Genomic DNA, 20117 nt, shown 5'->3' with positions numbered 1-20117 from the left:
AGCGGCGAGCCTGGAGCCGCAACAAGAACCCGTCGGTCCCGGCCGCCGCGTCATGGCCGAAGCGCTGGGCACGGCGCTGCTGCTGGCGGTGGTCGTAGGCTCCGGGATCATGGGCGAAACGCTGGCCGGCGGAAACGTCGCCATCGCGCTGCTGGGCAACACCCTCGCCACGGGCGCAGCGCTGGTGGTGCTGATCACCATCTTCGGGTCGCTGTCGGGCGCCCACTTCAACCCTGCGGTCACCCTCGTGTCCGCGCTGCGCCGCGAGATCGGCTGGGGGCTCGCGGCGGCCTATCTCGCCGCCCAGGTCGCCGGCGCCATCGCGGGCGTCTACGCGGCCCACGTGATGTTCGCTGAGCCGATCCTGCAGGTGTCGACCAAGCTGCGCGACGGCCCGGCTCAGGCCTTCTCAGAGGCCTTGGCCACCTTCGGCCTTGTCCTGACGATCCTGGGGACGATCCGCTTCCGGCCGGATTTCACGTCCGTCGCCGTCGGCCTCTACATCACCGCCGCCTACTGGTTCACCGCCTCGACGTCCTTCGCCAATCCGGCGGTGACCGTGGCTCGCAGCCTGTCGGATACGTTTGCGGGTATCGACCCGACGTCAGCTCCGGCCTTCATCGCCGCCCAGCTCGCGGGCGCCGTCGCAGCGACGTTCACGGCCCGGGCGCTCTTCGCGGATTGACCGCTGCGACCGATCTTACCGCCACACCACCGCGGCCAGCACCATCGCCAGGCCCAGGGAGGCGAAGTTCCAGCTGAACGTGCGGATCCAGGGCAGGCCGGCCGCGTAGAGGGGCAGGAACAGCATACGCCCCGTCAGGTACATCGCTGCGCCCCACACCCCCAGCGTTGTCCCGGTCCTCTCCAGATGCTCCAGCAGCAGCACCGCCGCGGCGAAGATCGGAAAGGTCTCCAGGAAATTCCTCTGCGCCCGCGCCAGGCGCCCCGCCACGCCGGATGGCTGCAGATCCTCGTCCCGGGCGCCGACCGAGTAGGCGTTGCCGACCTGCGCCTTGAAGGTGAACGAGGCCGCCGTCAGGTGGACCAGACCCAGGATCATCGCGCCGAACAGCGCCCAGGCCTCGACGGACATCAGACACCCTCCGCCGGCGTCGCCGCCTTGGCGCGCCGCGCCAGGGTCAGCACCACGCTCGCGGCGATGGCCGACAGCACGCTGCCCCCGAGCACGCCCAGCTTGACCTCGGTCTGCAGGTCGGTGGCCTGGCCGGGGAAGGCGAGCGCCCCGATGAACAGGCTCATGGTGAAGCCGATGCCGCACAGCAGGCTCACCCCATAGAGCTGCAACCACGTGGCGCCCGCAGGCCGCTCGCCCAGCCTCAGCTTTGTGACCAGCCACACGGCGCCCAGCACCCCGGTCTGCTTGCCCAGGAACAGCCCCAGGGCGATGGCGATGACCAGCGGGGCCAGCGCCTGCTCCATCCCCAGCCCGGCCATCGAAACCCCCGCCTTGGCGAAGGCGAACAGCGGCAGCACGAGGAAGGCGTTGTAGGGGTGCAGGTCGTGCATGGCTTCCTGCAGCGGGCTCTGGTGATCCTCGCGCCGGGGTTTCAGCGGCACGATGACGGCGAACGCGACGGCGGCCAGCGAGGTGCTCAGTCCCGAAAGGACGGTGCACCACCAGATGGCGGCGAATCCGATGATCCAGAACGGCGACGGCATCTTGCCCAGGCGGGCCGCCAGCGCGATGGCGGCCAGCAGTCCCGCCGCCGCCCCGGCCATCGTCCAATCGGTCCCGCCGCTGTAGAGGGCGCCGATCAGCACGATGGCGCCCAGGTCGTCGACGATGGCCAGCGTCAGCAGGAAGATCCGCAGGGACGGGGGCAGCCCTCGACCCACCAGCGCCAGGACCCCCAGCGCGAAGGCGATGTCCGTGGCCACCGGGATCGGCCAGCCGGCATGCGGCGCGCCCAGGACGCCCGACAGGGTGAGGTAGACCGCGACCGGCCCGATCATCCCGCCCAGGGCGGCGATCACCGGCGTGGCCAGCTTGCGCGGATCGCTCAGTTCGCCCCGCAGGATCTCGTGCTTGATCTCCAGGCCGACGACCAGGAAGAACAGCGACATCAGCCCTTCCTTGATCCAGTCCGAGACCGAAAGGGTCAACGACAACGGTCCGAGGGCGAGGGCGTGCTCGCTCTTCAGCAGGGCGAAGTAGTCGCCTGCCAGGGGCGAGTTCGCCACGATCAGCGCGGCCACGGCGGCGGCTGCGAGCACGCCGGCCGACGCGGCCTCCGTGCGGAGGAATTCGAACGTGAGTTTGCGCGCCACGGCGGCCTCCCGGTTGGGGTTAGCGGTCGTGGCGCCAGGTTATCGACGGACGCCTGACTGGGTTCGCGTTCGCAGCCTGAATTCGCTGCGGGTGCGCCAGCCCGGTCGCGGCGATGCGCGACCCGATACCTGTGGCCAGGATAACGTGAGCCGCCCCGCGGGCAAGCGAAACCGGCCCCCCAGTTGCCCGCCGCCCGCCGCCGTGTCATCCGGCGGCCATGACAACCGATGTGATCGTGGTCGGCGGGGGCCACAACGGCCTCACCTGCGCGGCCTACTTGGCCAAGGCCGGGCTGAAGGTGACGGTGCTGGAGCGCCGGGGCGTGCTGGGCGGCGCGGCGGTGACCGAGGAATTCCACCCCGGCTTCCGCAATTCCGTGGCCAGCTACACCGTCTCGCTGCTGAACCCGCAGGTCATCGCCGACCTGGAGCTGCACCGCCACGGCCTGAAGGTGGTCGAGCGCAAGGTCTCCAACTTCCTGCCCCTGGACGGCGACAGCTTCAGCGTCGGCGACGGGATCACCCAGGCCGAGACCGCCCGCTTCTCGGTGAAGGACGCCGAGCGGCTGCCCGCCTACTGGGCCCGCCTGGACCGCATCGCCGACGTTCTGCGCGAGCTGGTCCTCGTGACGCCGCCCAACCTGGTCGAGGGCGGCTTCGCCCAGGCGCTGCCCGAGCTGCTCAAGAGCGCCGTGCTGGGCCGCAAGCTCTCCAAGCTGGACCTCACCGCCAAGCGCGACCTCCTGGCCCTGTTCTCGCAGTCGGCCGGTGACTGGCTGGACGGCTGGTTCGAGAGCGCGCCGATCAAGGCGGCCTACGGCTTCGACGGCGTCGTCGGCAACTTCGCCAGCCCCTACACGCCGGGCTCGGCCTATGTGCTGCTGCACCACGTGTTCGGCGAGGTGAACGGCAAGAAGGGCGCCTGGGGCCACGCCATCGGCGGCATGGGCGCGATCAGCCAGGCCATGGCCGCCTGCTGCCGCGAGCGCGGCGTCGAACTCCGCACCGACGTCGCCGTCGCCGAGATCCTGACCGAAAAGGGCCGGGCCACGGGCGTGGTCACCACGTCCGGCGAGACCCTGCCGGCCCGCGCCGTCGTCTCCAACCTGCACCCCCAGCTCACCTTCCAGAAGCTGATGGCGCCGGGAGCCCAGCCCGCCGACTTCCAGGAACGCATCGCCCGCTACCGCTCGGGCTCAGGCACCTTCCGCATGAACGTGGCGCTCAGCGAGCTGCCCCGCTTCACCGTGAAGCCGGATCCCGGCGACCACCTGACCGCCGGCATCATCATCGCCCCCTCGCTCGCCTACATGGAGCGCGCCTACGACGACGCCCGCGTCCACGGCTGGTCGAAGGACCCCATCGTCGAGGTGCTGATCCCGTCCACCCTGGACGACAGCCTGGCCCCCACGGGCCAGCACGTGGCCAGCCTGTTCTGCCAGCACGTCGCCCATGACCTGCCCGGCGGCCGGTCCTGGGACGACCATCGCGACGAGGTCGCCGACCTGATGATCGCCACGGTCGACAGGCACGCCCCGGGCTTCGCGAAGTCGGTCCTGGGCCGCCAGGTGCTGTCGCCCCTGGACCTCGAACGCACCTTCGGCCTCGTGAACGGCGACATCATGCACGGTCGCCTCAGCCTGGATCAGCTGTTCTCGGCCCGCCCGGTGCTGGGCGCCGGCGACTACCGCAGCCCCATCCGGGGCCTCTACCTGTGCGGCGCGGGCACGCATCCCGGCGGCGGCGTCACCGGCGCCCCCGGCCACAACGCGGCGGCCGGAATGCTGAAGGACGCACGACGCCGGAAGTTCTGACCGCGCCGCAGGCGTGGAAGGGAGACTACCCCTCGGCCGCGTACAGCGCGTCTTCCCACGCCGTCGCCTCGACCAATGCCTCGAGCAGCGGCGTCACCTCCATCGGCTTGCGCACGTGGCCGTCGAACAGCCCGGACACCGTCTCGTCCAGCTGGTGGTCGGCCGAGAAGGCGAGGATCGGCGTGTCCCTGTTCGGACCCGGCTCGCCGCGGATGCGCCGCGCCGCCGTGGGCCCGTCCATCACCGGCATGCGGATATCCAGCAGGATCACGTCATAGGGCCACTGCGCCGCCAGCTCGACCGCCTCGGCGCCGTCGCACGCGTCGGTCACCTCGACCCCGAACTGGGCCATCACCGCATGCGCCAGCTCGCGATTGGTGGGATTGTCGTCGACGACCAGCACCCGCAGCCCCGCCACGCCGGCCAGCGGCGAGGCCTCCTCGGGCCCAGCGGCCGCCGCGCAGACCGGCGCGGGAATCTCGAACGTGAAGGTCGAGCCCTGGCCCACGGCGCTGGTCAATCCGATCTCGCCGCCCATGGCCTCCACCAGGCCGCGACAGATGGCCAGGCCCAGGCCCGTCCCGCCGCCGGCCCGCGCGGCGTCGCCGTCCACCTGCGAGAAGCGCTGGAACAGCCGGGCCTGCTGGGCCTCGGTCATGCCCGCCCCGCTGTCGCGAACCGACACCTTCAGCCGTCCGTCGGCATAGATCGCGCTGACGGCCACCTCGCCGTCGTCGGTGAACTTCACCGCGTTGCCGATCAGGTTGAGCAGCACCTGACGGGTGCGGTCGGGATCGATCCCGACGTGGGCCGGCAGATCCGACGCTTCGAACGACAGCCGCAGCCCTTTGGCCTCGGCCTGTGGCTCGAATAGGGCCAGCGCCGTTTCCAGCACCTCCAGCGGCGCCGTCGGCCGGGGCGTCACGGGCATCAGGCCCGCTTCCAGCTTCGAGAAGTCCAGCACGTCGTTGACGATGGCCAGCATCGCCTGGCCCGCCGCGCCGATCCGCTCCACTTGGCGACGCGCGTCCGCGGCCAGATCGTCGCGACTGGCCAGCAGGCCGGTGAACCCCAGCACGGCGGTCAAAGGCGTGCGGACCTCGTGGCTCATGTTGGCCATGAACTCGGCCTTGGTGGCCGCCACCGCCTGCGCCTCGTCCCGCGCCGCCAGCAGCTCGGCTTCCAGTCCCTTGCGAACGCTCACGTCGCGCATCTGCGAGATCACCGCCTCGACTTCGCCCTGGGCGTTGGGGACGAGCGAGGGATTGCCCTCCATCCAGACGTAGTGTCCGCTGGCGGTCCGGATGCGGTGGGCGCGGTCCCGCGTGGCGTCGACGACGCCGTCCCCAAACAGCTCGGCGATCCGGGCCTGGGCCGTCGGCAGATCGTCGGGGTGCACCAGGGAGTAGCCGGAGACGCCGATCAGTTGCTCGGGGGTGTAGCCATAGCGGCTCACGGACGGCGAGACATAGAGGATGGTGTCGGCGGCATCGACCTTCAGGATGATGTCGGTCGAGTGGTCCGCCAGCATCCGGTAGCGGGCCTCGCTCTCGGCCAGCGCCGCTTCCGCTTCCATCCGCGCGGTGACGTCCCGAAGCTGCGAGATCACCGCCGAGATCCCGCCCTGGGCGTTGCGGATCACCGACGGCTTTCCTTCGACCCAGGTGAAGCCCCCGTCCTTCTTCAGGATCCGGTAGGTCTGGTGCGGCGCGTCCGTGAACTCGCCGCTGAGCCGGCGCTCGCGCATCCGGGCGCCGACAGCCTCGCGGTCGTCGGGGTGGATGTAGGGCAGCGGCGACTGCCCGATCATGTCCTCTGGCGCATGGCCCAGCTGCCGGATCGACGGCGACACGTAGGTCAGGATGCCCCGGTCATCGATCGTGATCACGATGTCCGAGGCGTTGTCGGCCAGGAGGCGATAGCGTTCCTCGCTCTTGCCCACCTGGGCCAGCGCATCGCGCAGCGAGGCGTTCAGTCGGCGCTGCCGGGCCAGCAGTGCGGTCAGCGGCAGGGTCGAAAACGTCATGGTCGCCAGCAGCCCCTGCAGGACCGCCAGCTTCGTCTGCATGTCCTCGTCGATCAGCCCGGCCATGCCGTGGCCGGTCAGAGTGGCGGTCACGGCCACGATCCCCGTCAGCAGCAGCACCAGCGCGTTGCCGGCGCTGCGCAGGGTCATCGCGCACCACACCAGCGGCGGGAACAGCAGGAAGTAAAGCGGGAAGGTCTCCTGACCGAAGGCCAGCGCCCAGGCCGCGACCAGCATAGCCAGGGGTGCGAAGTTGCGCCTGCGCCGGAACGTGGCCTTGAGTGAGCCTGCGTCCGAGACCAGCGCCAGGAGCGCCGGGGTGACCACGGCCAGGCCCAGCGCGCTGGCCAGATACCAGCGGATCAGGGTGGCTACGCTCGCCTCGCCCAGCACCGCGGTCGCCATCAGGGCCGGCACGATAGGCGCGGCGGCCGCCACGCAACACAGCGCCAGCAGTTGGCGCGGTTCGGTCACGTCGACGTCGCGAGCGGTGAGGCGGCTCGCCAGCGCTGCGGCGATCAGGATCTCGCCGCCGTTGCAGGCCGCCAGCAATACGGCCTGACCGGCGGAATCGCCGACCGCCAGGTTGGCGACCATCAGCCCGGCGGCGGCCGCAGCGGCGTACGCAGCCCAGAGGCGCGGCGGCGATCGGAGGATGACGGCAAGCGCCAGCGCGTTCGCCGGCCAGATCGCGGCCACATGGTCTTCCGGGCCGATGAAGGCCAGACAGGCGCCGGCCAGTCCAAAGGCGCCCAGCGCGAGCGCGAACAAACGCGCCGCCTCAGAGCCCCAAATCGACTGAAGCCTCCCCGCCATGCGGCCCTCGATATTCGACCGGGGGTATCTGGGCCATCATCGGTTGTCGGCGTGTTAACTCTGCCTGCGACGATACGGCGCGCTCGCCCACGCGGGCATGGGTGTGGCGCGCCTCCCTGCACCGGGAGGCGCGCCATCCCAACCCCGCATCCGGGGCGGCCGGGCCCGGGATGCACTGGCGGGGTCCTTCGGCGGCGGCCGCGCCTCGCCCCGCTCGGGGCGCGGGGGGACCGCGATCCGGCGCCATGGCCGCGGACGTGCATCTGACGCCGCCGAGGCCAAGGACCTTGTCGTCAGAAGACCGCGCTCACGGCGTCGCGGGAAGGCGCGCCGGACTGCACCGCGATGCATCGCGATGCGCGGGGGCGCCCGTCAGGAGTTTGAAGCTTCGCGGTAGGCCGCGCCCCGCGCCATCGATCGGCTGATCGGCAGGCGCAGCAGCAGGTCGCCGCCCAGCGGGACCTGCGCCGGCCCGACGTCGCGCAACAGGTGGCTGGCCATGGCCTCGGGCACCGACCCCTCGGGCGCCAGCGGGTCCTGCGACGCCAGGCGCTCGAAGGTGGCGTGGTCGGTCGCCGCGTCGCCGGTCAGTTCGCCGATGCGCTCGAACACCATCGCATAGGCGGTGGGCGTGCGGCCCGGGTCCAGGGCGGGGCCCAGCACCAGCCCGTCCACCACGTCGACCTTGGGCGCTGAGACGCCATTGAACAGCCCGGTCAGCACGGCGCCGCCCGACGCGTCGGCGGCGATCGCGAACAGCTGATTGTGCAGCGGCAGCATCCAGCCCTCGGCGAAGCTGCCGCCCGAGCCGATCCGCAGCGCGAGCAGGCCCGTCGCGGCGTCCAGCCAGATCATGCCGTGGTCGTGGATGAACCGCCCCGGCTGCAGCAGATAGGGCCGGGTCGAGCGGAAGAAGCCTTCATAGGCCGCCGCCCGCACCACGGTGTTGGCCCGCGCCTCGTCCAGCACCACCAGCGGCAGGCCCGCGGGGGCCGGCGCCACGGCGTCGCCCGCCCCGAGCCGCTGCGCCAGATCGTGCACGTCGCGATCCCAGTCCAGGGCCGTGAACCCCTCGACCCGCCGCGCCACCGCCGCGGTCAGCCGCACCAGGTTGTGGCCGGTAGGGACCGCCGCCCCGGTCACCCAGCGCCCGACGGCCGACTTGTCGACCGCCAGCTCCGCCGCCAGCTGGCCCCGACTGATCGAAAGCGCCTTCAGCGCCAGCTCAAGCTTGTCACGGAACGCGTTACCCATGGCATGACCTTAGCGGAGGCGCGTGTTGCGACGGAAGGCCCGCAACGGGCTTGCGGTGCGCGACCCCCTGGGCTCAGTGGTTGCGATGGCGCCCCGCTTCGACATCCAGCCCGCCCGGGGGCCAGCCGACCTGGCCGGCGTGGCCGACCTCTTCCGCGCCTACGCCGCGAGCCTGCCGGTCGATCTCGACTACCAGGACTTCGAGTCCGAACTCGCCGGACTGCCCGGCAAGTACGCCCCGCCCGCGGGTGCCCTCCTGCTGGCCCGGGGCCCCGACGGCGCGCCCCTGGGCTGCGTCGCGCTGCGGCCGCTGGAGGGCGGCGTGTGCGAGATGAAGCGGCTCTACCTAGACCCGGCGGCCCGCGGCTCGGGCCTCGGCCGGGCCCTGGCCGCCGCCATCGCCGACTCCGCCCGCGCCCTCGGCTACAACGAGCTGCGCCTCGACACGCTGCCCGGCATGACCGCCGCCCTCTCGCTTTACCGCGCCATGGGATTCACCGAGATCGCCGCCTACTACGCGCCCACCCCGCCGGGGACAGTGTTCCTGGCCCTGCGGTTGTAAGGCGCGGTAAGAGCACGCTCCCCTCAATCTCCAGAATACTGAACGTCATGGCCGGCCTTGTGCCGGCCACCCAGACACGCAGGCGCTTCAAGGCTGCTCGCGGCAGCGCCGCCTGCGAACCTGGAGTCCTCGGTGCTTCTGGGTGGCCGGCACAAGGCCGGCCATGACGTTCCAAGAGCGGGAGGGGGTCAGGCCAAGTCTCGGAAATCGATGGCCTCCGCCCTGCCTAATGCCGATGTCGGCTCTGCAGGGCCGAGCGCAGGGCGTGCTCCAGCGCGCGCGCCTGGTACGGCTTGTCCAGAACGTCGCGGCGGTTGTGGGGCTCGGCGACGCCGGCCGATCCATAGGCGGTGGCGAACAGGAAGGGGATGTTGCGGGCGGCCAGCACATCGGCGACCGGAAACACCTTCTCCCCGCCGATGTTGACGTCCAGCACCGCGGCGTCGATCTCCTCGGTCTTCAGCAGTTCCAGAGCGTCGGCCACCGCCGTCGCCGGACCGACGACCCGGCACCCCAGCGCCTCGAGCCGATCCTCCAGAAGCGCCGCCACCAGGATTTCGTCCTCGACCACCAGGATCCGCGCGTTGACCAGCAGGTCCGCGCCGCGCGCCCGCCAACCCTTCGCGCCGGGACCCGGGCCGCCGGGCGGCTCATGGCTCGACGCCCACTCTGAACTCGACCAACCCATGCCGTGACGAATCCCAACGCGGATGGCGCTCCGCACACGCCAGTCAATCATGATCGCGGGCATCTGCGAAGCAATACAATCAGGGGTGGCGCACTTCGCCTGCGCTCTGGCTGACCCCTGGACGCCGCGAACACGCTAGTCTCAAGGCCGGGACTCAGGCCGGACGGTGGGGATGCTGGTTTTCGGATGGCGCACGGCGGTGCTGGCGTTGGTGAGCGTGCAGGTTCTGCTGCTGGCTGTCGCGCTGGCGTCCACCCCGCGCAACCAGCCCGCCAACCGCTGTCTCGCCGCGCTGATCGTCGTGCTGGTCGGCATGCTGACGCCCTATACGATCGGCTTCGCGGGGTTCTACGACGCCTGGCCGTGGCTCACCTTCGCGCCCTTCGCGGCGCCGCTGGCGGTGGGGCCGCTGGCTTTCGCCTATGTCCGCGCGTGGACCGATCAGCCCCTGCGGCCTTCGCTGGCGATCCACCTGGCGCCGGCGGCCGCTCAGTTCGCCTACAGCGCCGTCTGCTTCGCGCTTCCGCCGGCGCAGAAGTTCGCCTGGGCCGACGGACCCGACACGGTCATCGCCCCCGTCCTGGCGGCCGCGGCCCCCGTCAGCCTGTCGGTCTACGCGCTGGCGTCGGCCGCCAGCCTGCGTCGCTACCGCGCCCGCCTGGGCGACGTGGTCACCGACGAGGCGCGCTTCACCCTGGGCTGGCTGACCCGGGCCCTTATCGCGCTCACGATCACGCTCGCCGCCTGGGCCGGCTTCCAGTTGTGGGAGATCGGGCTGGGCCGGCTCAGCTACTTCCAGCGGCTGGGCCTCTACCTGGTGATCGCCGCCCTGGCGCTCTACCTGGCGATCGAGGGCTGGCGTCATGCGAGCCTGCGCCGGCCGATCCTTTCGCCGGCCGAGCCGCTTGCTCAGCGCGCGCCCCGCGACTGGCGTGAGACCGCGCAGGCCTGGGCCGCCCGGATCGAGGCGGCCGGCTGGTGGCGCGAGCCCGACCTCACCCTGGCCGACCTGGCCGCGCGGCTGGGCGCCAACACCCACTATGTCTCGCGCGCCCTGAACGAGGGGCTGGGCCAGAACTTCGCCGCCTTCATCAACGGCCTGCGCGCCCGCGCCGTGCACGACGCCCTGGCCGCCGGCGATCGCCGCCCGCTGCTCGATCTCGCGTTCGAGGCCGGCTTCAACTCCAAGGCCAGCTTCAACCGCGCCTACCTGGCCGCCTATGGCGAAGCCCCATCGGCCGCCCGCCGCCGCGGCTCAGAACCGAAATTTGCGTCCGAAACCCCGGAAGTGAGGCGCGATCCGGCCTGAGCCCAGGCAGCTTGTCCCTATGACGTTCTCCCGACGCGCCGTCCTGGCGACCCTCGCGGCCCTGGCCGCCCAACCCGCCCGCGCCGCGGCGCTGACCGACGCCCAGATCGTGGAGGCCGCGTTCCGCGCGCTGCATCCCGGACTGCTGCGATACAACAGCGAACGCCAGCTCGCCGCCCGCTTCGTCCGCCTGCACCGCGACCTGCCGGCGGCGCGCGATCCGGGCGCCCAGTGGCTCGCGCTCACCACCTTCACCGCCGGGCTCCGCTGCGGCCACACCTTCGTCAACCCGAACAACCAGGAGGGGGCGGGGGAGGCGTTCTTCCAGTCCGGCCGCGACCGCCTGCCGTTCACCTGGCGATGGCTGGGCGGCCGCATGATCGTGAGCGACGCGGGCCCGGTGCGCGGCCTGCATCCGGGTGACGAGGTCGTGGCGATCGGCGGCCAGGCCACGAAAGGTCTGCTGCCGGCCCTCATGGCCCTGGCCGCGGCCGATGGGGGCGCGGACGGCAAGCGCATGCGCCTCGCCGAACTCGACCGTCGGGAGCTGTGGCCGCTGCCCGACGCCGCCCTGCCGCGCCTCGCGCCCGGGCTCTTCGCCGAGGGCCGCGTCGCCCTGACCGTGCGAACCGGCGCCGGGCGGTTGCGCGAGGTCGCGGCCGACCTCCTGACCCGCGCCGAGCGCCTGGCCCAGCGCGGCTCGGCCGAGTTCGTCCCGCGCGAGGGCCCGGTCTGGACGTCGCAGGTGCTGCCCGACCGCTCGCGCCTGATCACCATGCCCACCTGGGCCGTCTACAACAGCCGCTGGGACTGGCGCGCCTGGCTCGACCGGGAGGTCGACGCGGCCATCGCCGAGCGGGCGCCGGGGATCATCCTCGACCTCCGCGGCAACGCCGGCGGCACCGAGTGCGGCGATCACCTGCTGGAGCGGCTGGTCGACCGCGAGCTCGTCCGCGCCGACGCCCAGCGCTTCGTCCGCTATCGTCGCACCCCCGCCGAGCTCGACCCGTTCCTGACCACCTGGGACCGCAGCTTCCGCAACTGGGGCGACCAGGCGGTGGGCGCCGACGCGAAGGGCTTCTACCGGCTCACCCGGTGGGACGATGATCCGCGCGGTTCCACGATCCGCCCGCGCGGCGCCCGCTACGACGGCCGGCTCATCGCCATCATCGACGCGACCAACAGTTCGGCCACCTTCCAGTTCGCCCAGACCGTGAAGACCCACCGCCTGGGCCGGCTGGTCGGCGAGCCCACGGGCGGCAGCCGCCGCGGCATCAACGGCGGCGCCTTCTTCTTCCTGCGCCTCCCGCAGTGCGGCTTCGCGCTGGACCTGCCGCTGGTGGCCACCTTCCCCGTCACGCCCCAGCCCGACGAAGGGATCGCGCCGGATCATCTCGTACCCACCCGCGCGGCCGATCTTGCGCTAAAGTCGGACCCGCAGCGCGAGGCTGCGATCCGCCTTCTGCGCGCCTGACCCCGCGCGGGGATCGGAACGCGGCCCGCGACGTTGGCGATGATAGAATTCCCAGGCGAGGCCATGCCCATGTCGACCGACGTCCACAAGTCCGGCCCTCTGCGAGGCGCGTTGATCCCCGCGCTGGTGTCCCTGGCGGCCGCGTTCGGCGTCGCCGCGCTGGGCGGCATGGCCACGGCCTCCAGCGTCGAGACCTGGTACGCGACGCTCCAGAAGCCCGCGTTCAACCCGCCGAACGGCATCTTCGCCCCGGTCTGGACCACCCTCTACGCCCTGATGGCCATCGCGGCCTGGCGGGTCTGGCAAGCCTCGTCCGGCCCGGTCCGCCGCCGCGCCATCGGTCTCTACGCAGCCCAGCTCGTGCTGAACCTGGGCTGGTCGTGGCTCTTCTTCGGCCTGCGTCAGCCGGGCCTCGCCCTGGCCGAGATCGCCGTGCTGTTCGTCGCGGTCGTTCTCACCGGGCTCACGTTCTGGCGCATCGACCGCCCCGCCGGCCTGGTGTTCGTGCCCTACGCGGCGTGGGTGGCCTTCGCCTCGCTGCTCAACTTCGAGATCTGGCGCCTGAACTGACGCATCGCGCAGGAGCGTGCATCGGAATATCGGGAATTACGGAACCATCGGCCGCCACCGCGATTGTGCAGGTGGGCCGATCGAGCGTTCCTGTCCCTCGCCGATCGGTTCGGGTGTGCGAAGGCCTCCGGTCGATCCGGAGGCCTTCAGCCAAGCTTTTGAGATCGTGTCACATTCCGGGCCCCCGACACCCAGGTGACGCGAGCCCCGACCTGCGGTGCAGACAGGTCGGGGCGCTCTCAGCTCAAAATCGCCACAGCGCCGCTTGCGTGAACAAATACGGAACAATACTGTCCCCGCGTGGCCACTCTCACGCTGAAGCGCAAACTCGAAATCCTGTCCGACGCGGCGAAATACGACGCCTCCTGCGCCTCGTCCGGGTCAGTGAAGCGCGACTCGGTGGGCGGGAAGGGGATGGGATCGACCGATGGCGGCATGGGCATCTGCCACGCCTACGCGCCAGACGGCCGCTGCATCAGCCTGCTGAAGATCCTGCTGACCAACTTCTGCGTCTACGATTGCGCCTACTGCGTGAACCGGGTGACGTCGAACACCCCGCGGGCGCGCTTCTCGGTGGACGAGGTCGTCAAGCTCACCCTGGGTTTCTACCAGCGAAACTACATCGAGGGTCTGTTCCTCTCGTCGGGCATCATCAAGAACGCCGACTACACGATGGAGGCGATGGTGCGGGTGGCGCGCGCCCTGCGCCAGGACCACGATTTCCGAGGCTACATCCACCTGAAGGTGATCCCCGAGGCCTCGCCGGCGCTGGTCAACGAGGCTGGCCTCTACGCTGACCGTATCTCCATCAACATCGAGCTGCCCAAGGACGAGAGCCTGGCGACGCTGGCGCCCGAGAAGGACGCCGCCGGCATCCGCAAGGCCATGGGCGCGGTTCGGGTGTCGGAGGACGCCTCGAAGGACAAGGGCCGCAAGACCCGGGCGCCCCGCTTCGCGCCCGCCGGCCAATCGACCCAGATGATCGTGGGCGCCGACAGCGCCACCGACGGCGCGATCCTCAAGCGCAGCGAGAGCCTGTACGGCGCGTACCGCCTGCGTCGGGTCTACTACTCGGCTTTCTCGCCCATCCCCGACGCCACCTCGCGCCTGCCGCTGTCGCGCCCGCCCATGATGCGCGAGCACCGCCTGTACCAGGCCGACTGGCTGATGCGGTTCTATGGCTTCGGGCGCGCCGAGATCGTGGGCGAGGCCGACGACCTGGACCTCGCCATCGACCCCAAGCTGGCCTGGGCGTTGCGCAACCGCGGCGACTTCCCTGTCGACGTGAACACCGCGCCGCGCGAGACCCTGCTGCGCGTCCCGGGCCTGGGCGTGAAGGTGGTGGACCGCATCATCGGCACGCGCCGCCACACCCGCCTGACCCTGGCCGACATCGGCCGCCTGTCGCGTCGGGTGAACACGCTGAAGCCGTTCCTGATCTGCGCCGACTGGTCGCCCGGCGCGCTCACCGACCGCGCCGACCTGCGCGCCCGCCTCGAACCCCGGCAGCTGGACCTCTTCTGATGCAGGTGGTCCGGCTGGCCCATGAGACCGACTTCGACGGCTGGCGCGCCGCGGCCCGGCGCCTGCGCCTGGCCGGGGTCGGGCCGCCCGACACGCTCTGGACCGTAGACGGCCAGGCCTCCCTCTTCGCGCCCTCCGACCTCTCGGAAGACGGACCCGAAGGGCAGTCGACGCCAACCTCAACTTCGGCCGCGTCCTTCACCGCGCCCCGCGCTTTCGTCGATCTGGCCCAGCGCGTCGTGCTGCATCGCTCGGACGAGCGGTTCGCGCTGCTCTACCGCCTGCTGTGGCGAATGCAGGACCGGCCTCAGCTGCTGCAGGTGGCCTCGGACCCCGACGTGCTGCTCGCCCGCCAGCTCAGCCGCGACGTCGACAAGGCGGCCCACAAGATGAAGGCCTTCGTCCGCTTCCGCGGCGCCCACGACGACCAGGGCGAGGCCTTCGTCGCCTGGTTCGAGCCGGCGCACCGGGTGGCCGAGCTGACGGCGCCCTTCTTCCGCACTCGCTTCGCCAACATCCGCTGGTCGATCCTGACCCCGGACGTCTGCGTGCACTGGAACCTGGTGGAGCTGGCCTTCACACCCGGCGCCGACCCCGCCGACGCGCCCCGCGCCGACGAGCTGGAGGAGTTCTGGAAGACCTACTACGCCTCGATCTTCAATCCGGCCCGGCTGAACACCGACGCCATGACCAAGGAGATGCCGCGGCGCTATTGGCGGAACCTGCCCGAGGCGGCGCTCATTCCGGAGCTGGTCGCAAACGCCCGCAGCCGGACCGCCGAAATGGTCGCCAAGCCCGCCACCGAACCCAGCCGTCGCGTCGTGAAGGCGGCCATCCGCAACAGCCGCGATGCGCCGTGGGAGGGCCTGTCGGCGACCACGCTGGCCGAGGTGACCGCCGGCGTCGACCACTGCCGCCGCTGCGACCTCTGGCAGGATGCGACCCAGGGGGTGGCGGGCGAGGGGCCCGCCAAGGCGCGGCTGATGTTCGTGGGCGAGCAGCCCGGCGACCAGGAGGACCTGGCGGGCCGCCCCTTCGTGGGACCGGCGGGCCAGGTGTTCGACCGCGCGATGGCCGAGGCCGGCGTGCCGCGCGCCGAAACCTACGTCACCAACGCGGTGAAACACTTCAAGCACGTGCTGCGGGGCAAGCGCCGCATCCACCAGACGCCGACGACGGGCGAGGTCAGCGCCTGCCGCTGGTGGCTGGACGCCGAGCGGCGGATCGTGCGGCCGCGCGTGATTGTGGCCCTGGGCGCGACCGCCGCGCACGCGGTGTTCGGCAAGGCCACCGCGGTCAGCAAGGTCCGCGGCCAGGCCCTCCAGCTGTCTGATCAGGCCCGGGCGGTGGTCACCTACCATCCTTCCTACCTGCTGCGGCTGCCCGACGAGGACGCCAAGGCCGACGCCTATGCCGCCTTCGTTCACGACCTCAAGCTGGCGTGGAACCTTGTGGCGTGAGGGGTATGCTCAGGTGTCATGCAAACCCTGCTCATCGCCGCGATGCTCATGCCCCTTCTTGCTCTGCTCGGCGGCTGCGCCGACGCCCTCGACGCCCAGGCCCGGTCGGCGCATGCGCTCAAGGTCCGCGACGCCCTGAACGATTACGAGAAGGCTCCGTCCAGCGCCCCCCTGGACCGCTGCGTGAAGGCCAAGCTGGTGGCGCTGGCCTACGAGGACGCCAGGGAGCCCGCCAGCGCCTCGGCCTGGCGCGCCCGCGAAACCGCCGACTGCCAGGCGGCCGCGATGGCCGCGGGCGTCAAGCCGCCGCCGCTGGCCGGCGAGTGAGCCAAACGTAGGCCGAGCCCAGCAGCGTCAGGGCGACGCCTTGCACCAGAAAGGCGGTTCGATAGTCGCTGACGTGGGCCACCAAGCCGAAATTCAGGATCAGCAGGGTGATGCTGCACTGACTCGCGAAGCCTTTCACGGAAGCCACCGTGGCCCGCGCTTCACCGGACAGCGCATGCTGGAACCGCGCATCCGCCTGTACGAGGGCCACTATGCACATGGCGGTGAACAGAACAGCCAGCGGAACGGACAGCCAGGGCTCGAACACCCCGGCCGCTGCCGTCAACACCAGCCCCGCGGTCGCGACCCAGACGGGCAGGGCCCAAGACCTGGCCAGGGGAGCCCGGTGCGCGATAGCGGCCGCGCCCGCTTGACCGGCGCCCAACGCCGCCACGAACAGAGCGATCTGGGAGCGCTCCAAACCCACATCACGGCCAAAGATCTGCCAGTAGTCGTCGCAGGCGGCGAGCAGGGCCTGCATCAGCGCGATGAACAGCAGGATCGACAACACGCCGGGCCGCCGCACCGCTTCCATGACGCCGCGCCGCATGACGCCCAGATAGTCCGCCCGCTGAGCGCGCGCCGCCCGGGGCGCCTTGGGCAACAGCAGCGCCGAGGCTGCGCCCACGAGACTGGACGCCGAGCTGATCAACGTGAGCGCATAGTTTCCAACGCCCGCGATGGCCGAGGCGATCAGCGCCGCGGACATCAGGCCCATGAACCGTCCGGTTTGGGCGCGGCCGATGGCCCGGGCATAATCCTGCTCGCGGCCCTCGGCCTTGAGGTCGTCGAACAGCAGCGCCTCGAACGTGCCCGAGACGAGCGCGCTCTTCACGCCCCAGAGCACGAAGCCGATGAGATACCCCCAAAAGCCCGGCCACAGCGCCCAGACCAGAAAGCCTGCGCCTCGGAACACCTGGGCCGCGAACAGCAGCCACCGGCGCGAGACCCGATCGGCGAGCGCGCCGGTCGGGATCTCCAGGGCCACGCCCGTCAACGACCATGCGGCCAGCGCTATGCCGATCTGCGCCGGGCCCATGCCGTTTTCGGCGAACATGACCGTGTAGAACGGGAATATCAGGACGAAGGTGTCGAGGAACCGGTAGGTCGCGGCCTTCCAGACCAGGCCGCTCATCGGCGACCGTCAGGCCGAGAAGCCGGCTTCGGCGAAGTCGAGCATCCGGCGCAGCAGGGCGTCGGTGTCGCCCTCGCGGGTGATGCCGCCCGAGAGGTGATGCAGCCGGTCGAACTCGGCGAAGCGGTTGTTGTGGACCATGCCCAGCACGAAGTGCAGCCGCCAGTAGACATCTTCCTTCGGCAGGTCCGGGCGCGCGGCCATTAGGGCGCCGGCGAACCGCTCCAGGTGGGAAACGTCGTTGCGCAGCACATCGCGCATGTCGGCCGTCCCCTCGGACCGGGCGCGGATGATGAACTGCATAGAGATGCGACGATCGTTGTCAGGCGCCGCCCAGCGCATCGGCGGGGCGAAGTAGGATTCCAGTATGTCGCGGACCGTGGGCTTGCCGCCGTTTCGCGTGGCGGCTTCGTGCAGCATGCGCGCCCGCTCGCGGTTCAGCTCGGACGTGCGCCGCCGGAATATCTCGAACAGCAGGGCGTCCTTGGAGCCGAAGTGATAGTTCACGCTGGCTAGGTTGACCCCGGCCTCGGCGGTGATGTCGCGCACCGAGACGTTCTGGAAGCCGTGGAGCGCGAACAGCCGCTCAGCCGCGTTGAACACCGCGGCCTTGGTCGCGGCCTGCGCCTCGTCGGTCTCGGACGGGTCCTGAAGAAGGGGATCGGTCATGCGAATCCCTAAAGCACGGTCTCAGCTTAGGCGCATCGTGACAGATGCGCGACGGCTTAGCGCGCCGTCAGGCGAAGTGGAGGCCGGTTCGCCGCCCGGACGGCGCGCCAAGCCAAAAGAGCGGAGCGCCAACGCGCTCAGCGCGACAGCTCCTTCATCGCCTTTTCCAGCCCGTCGATGGTGAGCGGATACATGCGGTCGCCGACCAGCTGCTTCACCAGGCCGATCGAGGGGGTGTAGTCCCAGTGACGCTCGGCGGTGGGGTTCAGCCACACGACGGAGTCGTAGATCTGGCTCACCCGGTCCATCCAGACCGCGCCCGCTTCCTCGTTCCAGTGCTCCACCGAGCCGCCCGGATAGGTGATCTCGTAGGGGCTCATCGTGGCGTCGCCGACGAAGATGACCTTGTAGTCGTGCGGGTACTTATGGAGGATGTCGTAGGTGTTCATCTTCTCGGTGTGACGTCGCCGATTGTCCTTCCACACGCCCTCGTAGAGGCAGTTGTGGAAGTAGAAGAACTCCATGTTCTTGAACTCGGTGCGCGCGGCGCTGAACAGCTCCTCGCAGATCTTGATGTGACTATCCATCGAGCCGCCCACGTCCAGGAACAGCAGCACGCTGATCTTGTTGCGGCGCTCGGGGCGCATGTTGATGTCGAGGTAGCCCTTCTCGGCGGTGCCCTTGATGGTCTTGTCCATGTCGAGCTCTTCGACCGAACCGTCGCGGACCCATTTGCGCAGGCGACGCAGCGCCACCTTGATGTTGCGGGTGCCCAGCTCGACCGAGTCGTCGAGGTTCTTGTACTCGCGCTTGTCCCAGACCTTGATCGCCCGGCCGTGGCGCCCCTTCTCCTGGCCGACCCGGATGCCCTCGGGGTGATAGCCATTGGCGCCGAAGGGGTTGGAGCCGTCGGGACGACCGCCGCGCTCGCCTTCGCCCTCACCCTTGCCGTCCTTGGCGTCGCGGGCGCGCTGGGCCAGCGCCTCCATCAGCGCCTCGAAGCCGCCCATGGCTTCGATCTGCGCCTTCTCTTCCTCGGTCAGGAACTTGTCGGACAGGCGCTTCAGCCACTCGGCCGGGATGTCGACGGCCACGTCGTCGCCCAGCTTCTCCAGGCCCTGGAACACGTGGGAAAAGACCTTGTCGAACTTGTCGAGGTTCTTCTCGTCCTTCACCAGCGCCGAGCGCGACAGGTAGTAGAAGTCGTCGACCGTGCGGTCGATGACCTGCTTGTCCATCGCCTCCATCAGGATCAGGTACTCTTTGAGAGTGACCGGCACCTTGGCTTCGCGGAGCTCGGTGAAGAAGCGCATGAACATCGGGGGAGGCCCCTTGGCGTCGAACGATTGTTTGAACGCGAAGGATGGGGTCTGGGCGCCCCGATGTCCAGTATGGCGTGGGCGCGCAGGCGCGGCGTCGCGGCTAGGCTGCGACCGTCCGCCGCCGCAGGGCCGTTCCCATGGTGGCGAAGCCGAGGATCAGCAGGGCCCAGGTTCCCGGTTCGGGTACGCCGCCCACCGGCGGAGGATCATCGACCGTGCGGGTCGTCGTCATCGTCAGCCGGTAGCGACGGTTGGCGACGACCGAGAGGCTGACGTTCGGGTTGATCGCTTCCAGGATCCAGTCATCGCCGGTCAGGCTGACGCCGCCGCCGAAGTGCGCGTCGAGGGTCAGCTGGGCTCCGGTCCCGTCCAGCCAGGGCTGCACGTCCACCACGGCGTTGCCGCAGCCCGCGGTCTCGGGGTCGGCCACGAAGCTCGCGCTGTCGCCGGCGTCGAAGCTGGAATAGCCGTACGTGATGCCTGGGGTGCAGCCGTTATTCGGATTGAAGCTCCGCTCCTCGCCCTCCAGCAGCGTCCGCCCGCCGCCGACCGGGTCGATCGGGACGACGCCATTGACACCGTTAATGACGTAATCCCAGGGCGGTCCGCCATACAACCGCACCCGATCCAGCGAGACTCCGGGGTCCGATAGGTTGAAGTAGGTGAAGCGAGGGGCGGCGAAACTACCGTTGTTTCCGACAACGGTCGCGTCGAAACGATAGTGCACGATGGCGGCGTCGGCTGGCGCCGCGGTCCCCAGCGCGGCCGCGATCACGACCGCCGCGCCCGCCCATGCGGCGCTTCGACGGTGGCGCTGCTCAACGAAATTTCCAGACATTTGACACCCCCAAAATGATTGAGGGGCAAAGATTCAT

At 70.3% G+C, this 20117-nt stretch carries 18 protein-coding genes; 9 read left to right on the top strand and 9 right to left on the bottom strand.

The window, feature by feature from the left end:
* Nucleotides 1-52 precede the first annotated feature (52 nt).
* Nucleotides 53-685 (top strand): aquaporin, encoded by a 633-nt coding sequence (locus ACQ66R_RS06005; protein WP_430426227.1) that lies wholly within the window; start codon nt 53-55, stop codon nt 683-685.
* A 15-nt stretch (nt 686-700) separates the two neighbouring features.
* On the opposite strand, the gene ACQ66R_RS06000 is transcribed toward ACQ66R_RS06005, so the two are convergent.
* Nucleotides 701-1096 carry an MAPEG family protein gene (locus ACQ66R_RS06000; protein WP_430420114.1) on the bottom strand — a complete coding sequence of 132 codons (396 nt, stop codon included), beginning with the start codon at nt 1094-1096 and terminating at the stop codon, nt 701-703.
* Nucleotides 1096-2292 carry a Na+/H+ antiporter NhaA gene (gene nhaA, locus ACQ66R_RS05995; protein WP_430420112.1) on the bottom strand — a complete coding sequence of 399 codons (1197 nt, stop codon included), beginning with the start codon at nt 2290-2292 and terminating at the stop codon, nt 1096-1098. Before nhaA ends, ACQ66R_RS06000 begins: the two co-directional genes overlap by 1 nt.
* Nucleotides 2293-2510: 218 nt before the next feature.
* On the opposite strand from nhaA, the gene ACQ66R_RS05990 reads away from it, so the two are divergent.
* The gene (locus ACQ66R_RS05990) at nt 2511-4106 is read left to right on the top strand and encodes a phytoene desaturase family protein (RefSeq protein ID WP_430420110.1); all 1596 of its coding nucleotides are present in this window, start codon (nt 2511-2513) and stop codon (nt 4104-4106) included.
* 25 nt (nt 4107-4131) lie between these two features.
* Here the strand turns inward: ACQ66R_RS05990 and ACQ66R_RS05985 are convergent, their stop codons facing one another.
* Nucleotides 4132-6903 (bottom strand): PAS domain S-box protein, encoded by a 2772-nt coding sequence (locus tag ACQ66R_RS05985; protein ID WP_430420108.1) that lies wholly within the window; start codon nt 6901-6903, stop codon nt 4132-4134.
* 417 nt (nt 6904-7320) lie between these two features.
* Complete coding sequence (locus ACQ66R_RS05980) at nt 7321-8202, bottom strand: hypothetical protein (protein ID WP_430420106.1); 882 nt, start codon at nt 8200-8202, stop codon at nt 7321-7323.
* A 25-nt stretch (nt 8203-8227) separates the two neighbouring features.
* Between ACQ66R_RS05980 and ACQ66R_RS05975 the strand changes: the two genes are divergently transcribed.
* A complete protein-coding gene (locus ACQ66R_RS05975; RefSeq protein WP_430420104.1) occupies nt 8228-8764 on the top strand; it encodes a GNAT family N-acetyltransferase in 537 nt (178 codons plus the stop codon).
* Nucleotides 8765-8990: 226 nt separating this feature from the next.
* On the opposite strand, the gene ACQ66R_RS05970 is transcribed toward ACQ66R_RS05975, so the two are convergent.
* Nucleotides 8991-9452: a response regulator gene (locus ACQ66R_RS05970; protein WP_430420102.1), complete on the bottom strand. Its 462-nt coding sequence runs from the start codon at nt 9450-9452 to the stop codon at nt 8991-8993.
* A gap of 172 nt (nt 9453-9624) precedes the next feature.
* Here ACQ66R_RS05970 and ACQ66R_RS05965 point away from each other — a divergent pair, with 172 nt between their 5' ends.
* The 6 genes from ACQ66R_RS05965 to ACQ66R_RS05940 all read left to right on the top strand — a co-directional run bounded on the left by ACQ66R_RS05965 (nt 9625) and on the right by ACQ66R_RS05940 (nt 16116).
* The gene (locus ACQ66R_RS05965) at nt 9625-10761 is read left to right on the top strand and encodes a helix-turn-helix domain-containing protein (RefSeq protein WP_430420100.1); all 1137 of its coding nucleotides are present in this window, start codon (nt 9625-9627) and stop codon (nt 10759-10761) included.
* A gap of 19 nt (nt 10762-10780) precedes the next feature.
* A complete protein-coding gene (locus ACQ66R_RS05960) occupies nt 10781-12235 on the top strand; it encodes a S41 family peptidase (RefSeq protein WP_430420098.1) in 1455 nt (484 codons plus the stop codon).
* A 69-nt stretch (nt 12236-12304) separates the two neighbouring features.
* Nucleotides 12305-12805, top strand: a complete 501-nt coding sequence (locus tag ACQ66R_RS05955) for a TspO/MBR family protein (protein WP_430420096.1) — start codon at nt 12305-12307, stop codon at nt 12803-12805.
* Nucleotides 12806-13105: 300 nt separating this feature from the next.
* Nucleotides 13106-14329, top strand: coding sequence for a putative DNA modification/repair radical SAM protein (locus tag ACQ66R_RS05950; protein WP_430420094.1), 1224 nt, complete (start codon nt 13106-13108; stop codon nt 14327-14329).
* Complete coding sequence (locus ACQ66R_RS05945) at nt 14329-15789, top strand: UdgX family uracil-DNA binding protein (protein WP_430420093.1); 1461 nt, start codon at nt 14329-14331, stop codon at nt 15787-15789. Before ACQ66R_RS05950 ends, ACQ66R_RS05945 begins: the two co-directional genes overlap by 1 nt.
* 18 nt (nt 15790-15807) lie before the next feature.
* On the top strand, nt 15808-16116 hold the full coding sequence (locus ACQ66R_RS05940; RefSeq protein WP_430420091.1) for a hypothetical protein: 309 nt from the start codon (nt 15808-15810) through the stop codon (nt 16114-16116).
* Here the strand turns inward: ACQ66R_RS05940 and ACQ66R_RS05935 are convergent.
* From ACQ66R_RS05935 to ACQ66R_RS05920, 4 genes are all read right to left on the bottom strand, one after another.
* Nucleotides 16088-17251 (bottom strand): MFS transporter, encoded by a 1164-nt coding sequence (locus ACQ66R_RS05935; RefSeq protein WP_430420089.1) that lies wholly within the window; start codon nt 17249-17251, stop codon nt 16088-16090. The genes ACQ66R_RS05940 and ACQ66R_RS05935 overlap by 29 nt on opposite strands.
* Nucleotides 17252-17260: 9 nt before the next feature.
* Nucleotides 17261-17920 carry a TetR/AcrR family transcriptional regulator gene (locus tag ACQ66R_RS05930; RefSeq protein WP_430420087.1) on the bottom strand — a complete coding sequence of 220 codons (660 nt, stop codon included), beginning with the start codon at nt 17918-17920 and terminating at the stop codon, nt 17261-17263.
* 137 nt (nt 17921-18057) lie between these two features.
* On the bottom strand, nt 18058-19239 hold the full coding sequence (locus ACQ66R_RS05925) for a vWA domain-containing protein (protein ID WP_430420085.1): 1182 nt from the start codon (nt 19237-19239) through the stop codon (nt 18058-18060).
* Between the two features lie 103 nt (nt 19240-19342).
* Nucleotides 19343-20080: a PEPxxWA-CTERM sorting domain-containing protein gene (locus ACQ66R_RS05920; protein ID WP_430420083.1), complete on the bottom strand. Its 738-nt coding sequence runs from the start codon at nt 20078-20080 to the stop codon at nt 19343-19345.
* Nucleotides 20081-20117 lie beyond the last annotated feature (37 nt).

This window comes from Phenylobacterium sp. (assembly GCF_965284355.1).
Lineage (GTDB): Bacteria > Pseudomonadota > Alphaproteobacteria > Caulobacterales > Caulobacteraceae > Phenylobacterium.
Note: the sequence above shows the minus strand (reverse complement) of the source record. Positions and strands in the feature narration are given on the sequence as shown.

Coding starts and splice junctions, on each gene's coding strand:
- ACQ66R_RS05965 (WP_430420100.1), top strand. CDS start 9,625: ATGCTGGTTTTCGGATGGCGCACGGCGGTGCTGGCGTTGGTGAGCGTG.
- ACQ66R_RS05925 (WP_430420085.1), bottom strand. CDS start 19,239: ATGTTCATGCGCTTCTTCACCGAGCTCCGCGAAGCCAAGGTGCCGGTC.
- ACQ66R_RS05990 (WP_430420110.1), top strand. CDS start 2,511: ATGACAACCGATGTGATCGTGGTCGGCGGGGGCCACAACGGCCTCACC.
- ACQ66R_RS05980 (WP_430420106.1), bottom strand. CDS start 8,202: ATGGGTAACGCGTTCCGTGACAAGCTTGAGCTGGCGCTGAAGGCGCTT.
- ACQ66R_RS05920 (WP_430420083.1), bottom strand. CDS start 20,080: ATGTCTGGAAATTTCGTTGAGCAGCGCCACCGTCGAAGCGCCGCATGG.
- ACQ66R_RS05930 (WP_430420087.1), bottom strand. CDS start 17,920: ATGACCGATCCCCTTCTTCAGGACCCGTCCGAGACCGACGAGGCGCAG.
- ACQ66R_RS06000 (WP_430420114.1), bottom strand. CDS start 1,096: ATGTCCGTCGAGGCCTGGGCGCTGTTCGGCGCGATGATCCTGGGTCTG.
- ACQ66R_RS05945 (WP_430420093.1), top strand. CDS start 14,329: ATGCAGGTGGTCCGGCTGGCCCATGAGACCGACTTCGACGGCTGGCGC.
- ACQ66R_RS05935 (WP_430420089.1), bottom strand. CDS start 17,251: ATGAGCGGCCTGGTCTGGAAGGCCGCGACCTACCGGTTCCTCGACACC.
- ACQ66R_RS05960 (WP_430420098.1), top strand. CDS start 10,781: ATGACGTTCTCCCGACGCGCCGTCCTGGCGACCCTCGCGGCCCTGGCC.
- ACQ66R_RS05970 (WP_430420102.1), bottom strand. CDS start 9,452: ATGGGTTGGTCGAGTTCAGAGTGGGCGTCGAGCCATGAGCCGCCCGGC.
- ACQ66R_RS06005 (WP_430426227.1), top strand. CDS start 53: ATGGCCGAAGCGCTGGGCACGGCGCTGCTGCTGGCGGTGGTCGTAGGC.
- ACQ66R_RS05940 (WP_430420091.1), top strand. CDS start 15,808: ATGCAAACCCTGCTCATCGCCGCGATGCTCATGCCCCTTCTTGCTCTG.
- ACQ66R_RS05955 (WP_430420096.1), top strand. CDS start 12,305: ATGTCGACCGACGTCCACAAGTCCGGCCCTCTGCGAGGCGCGTTGATC.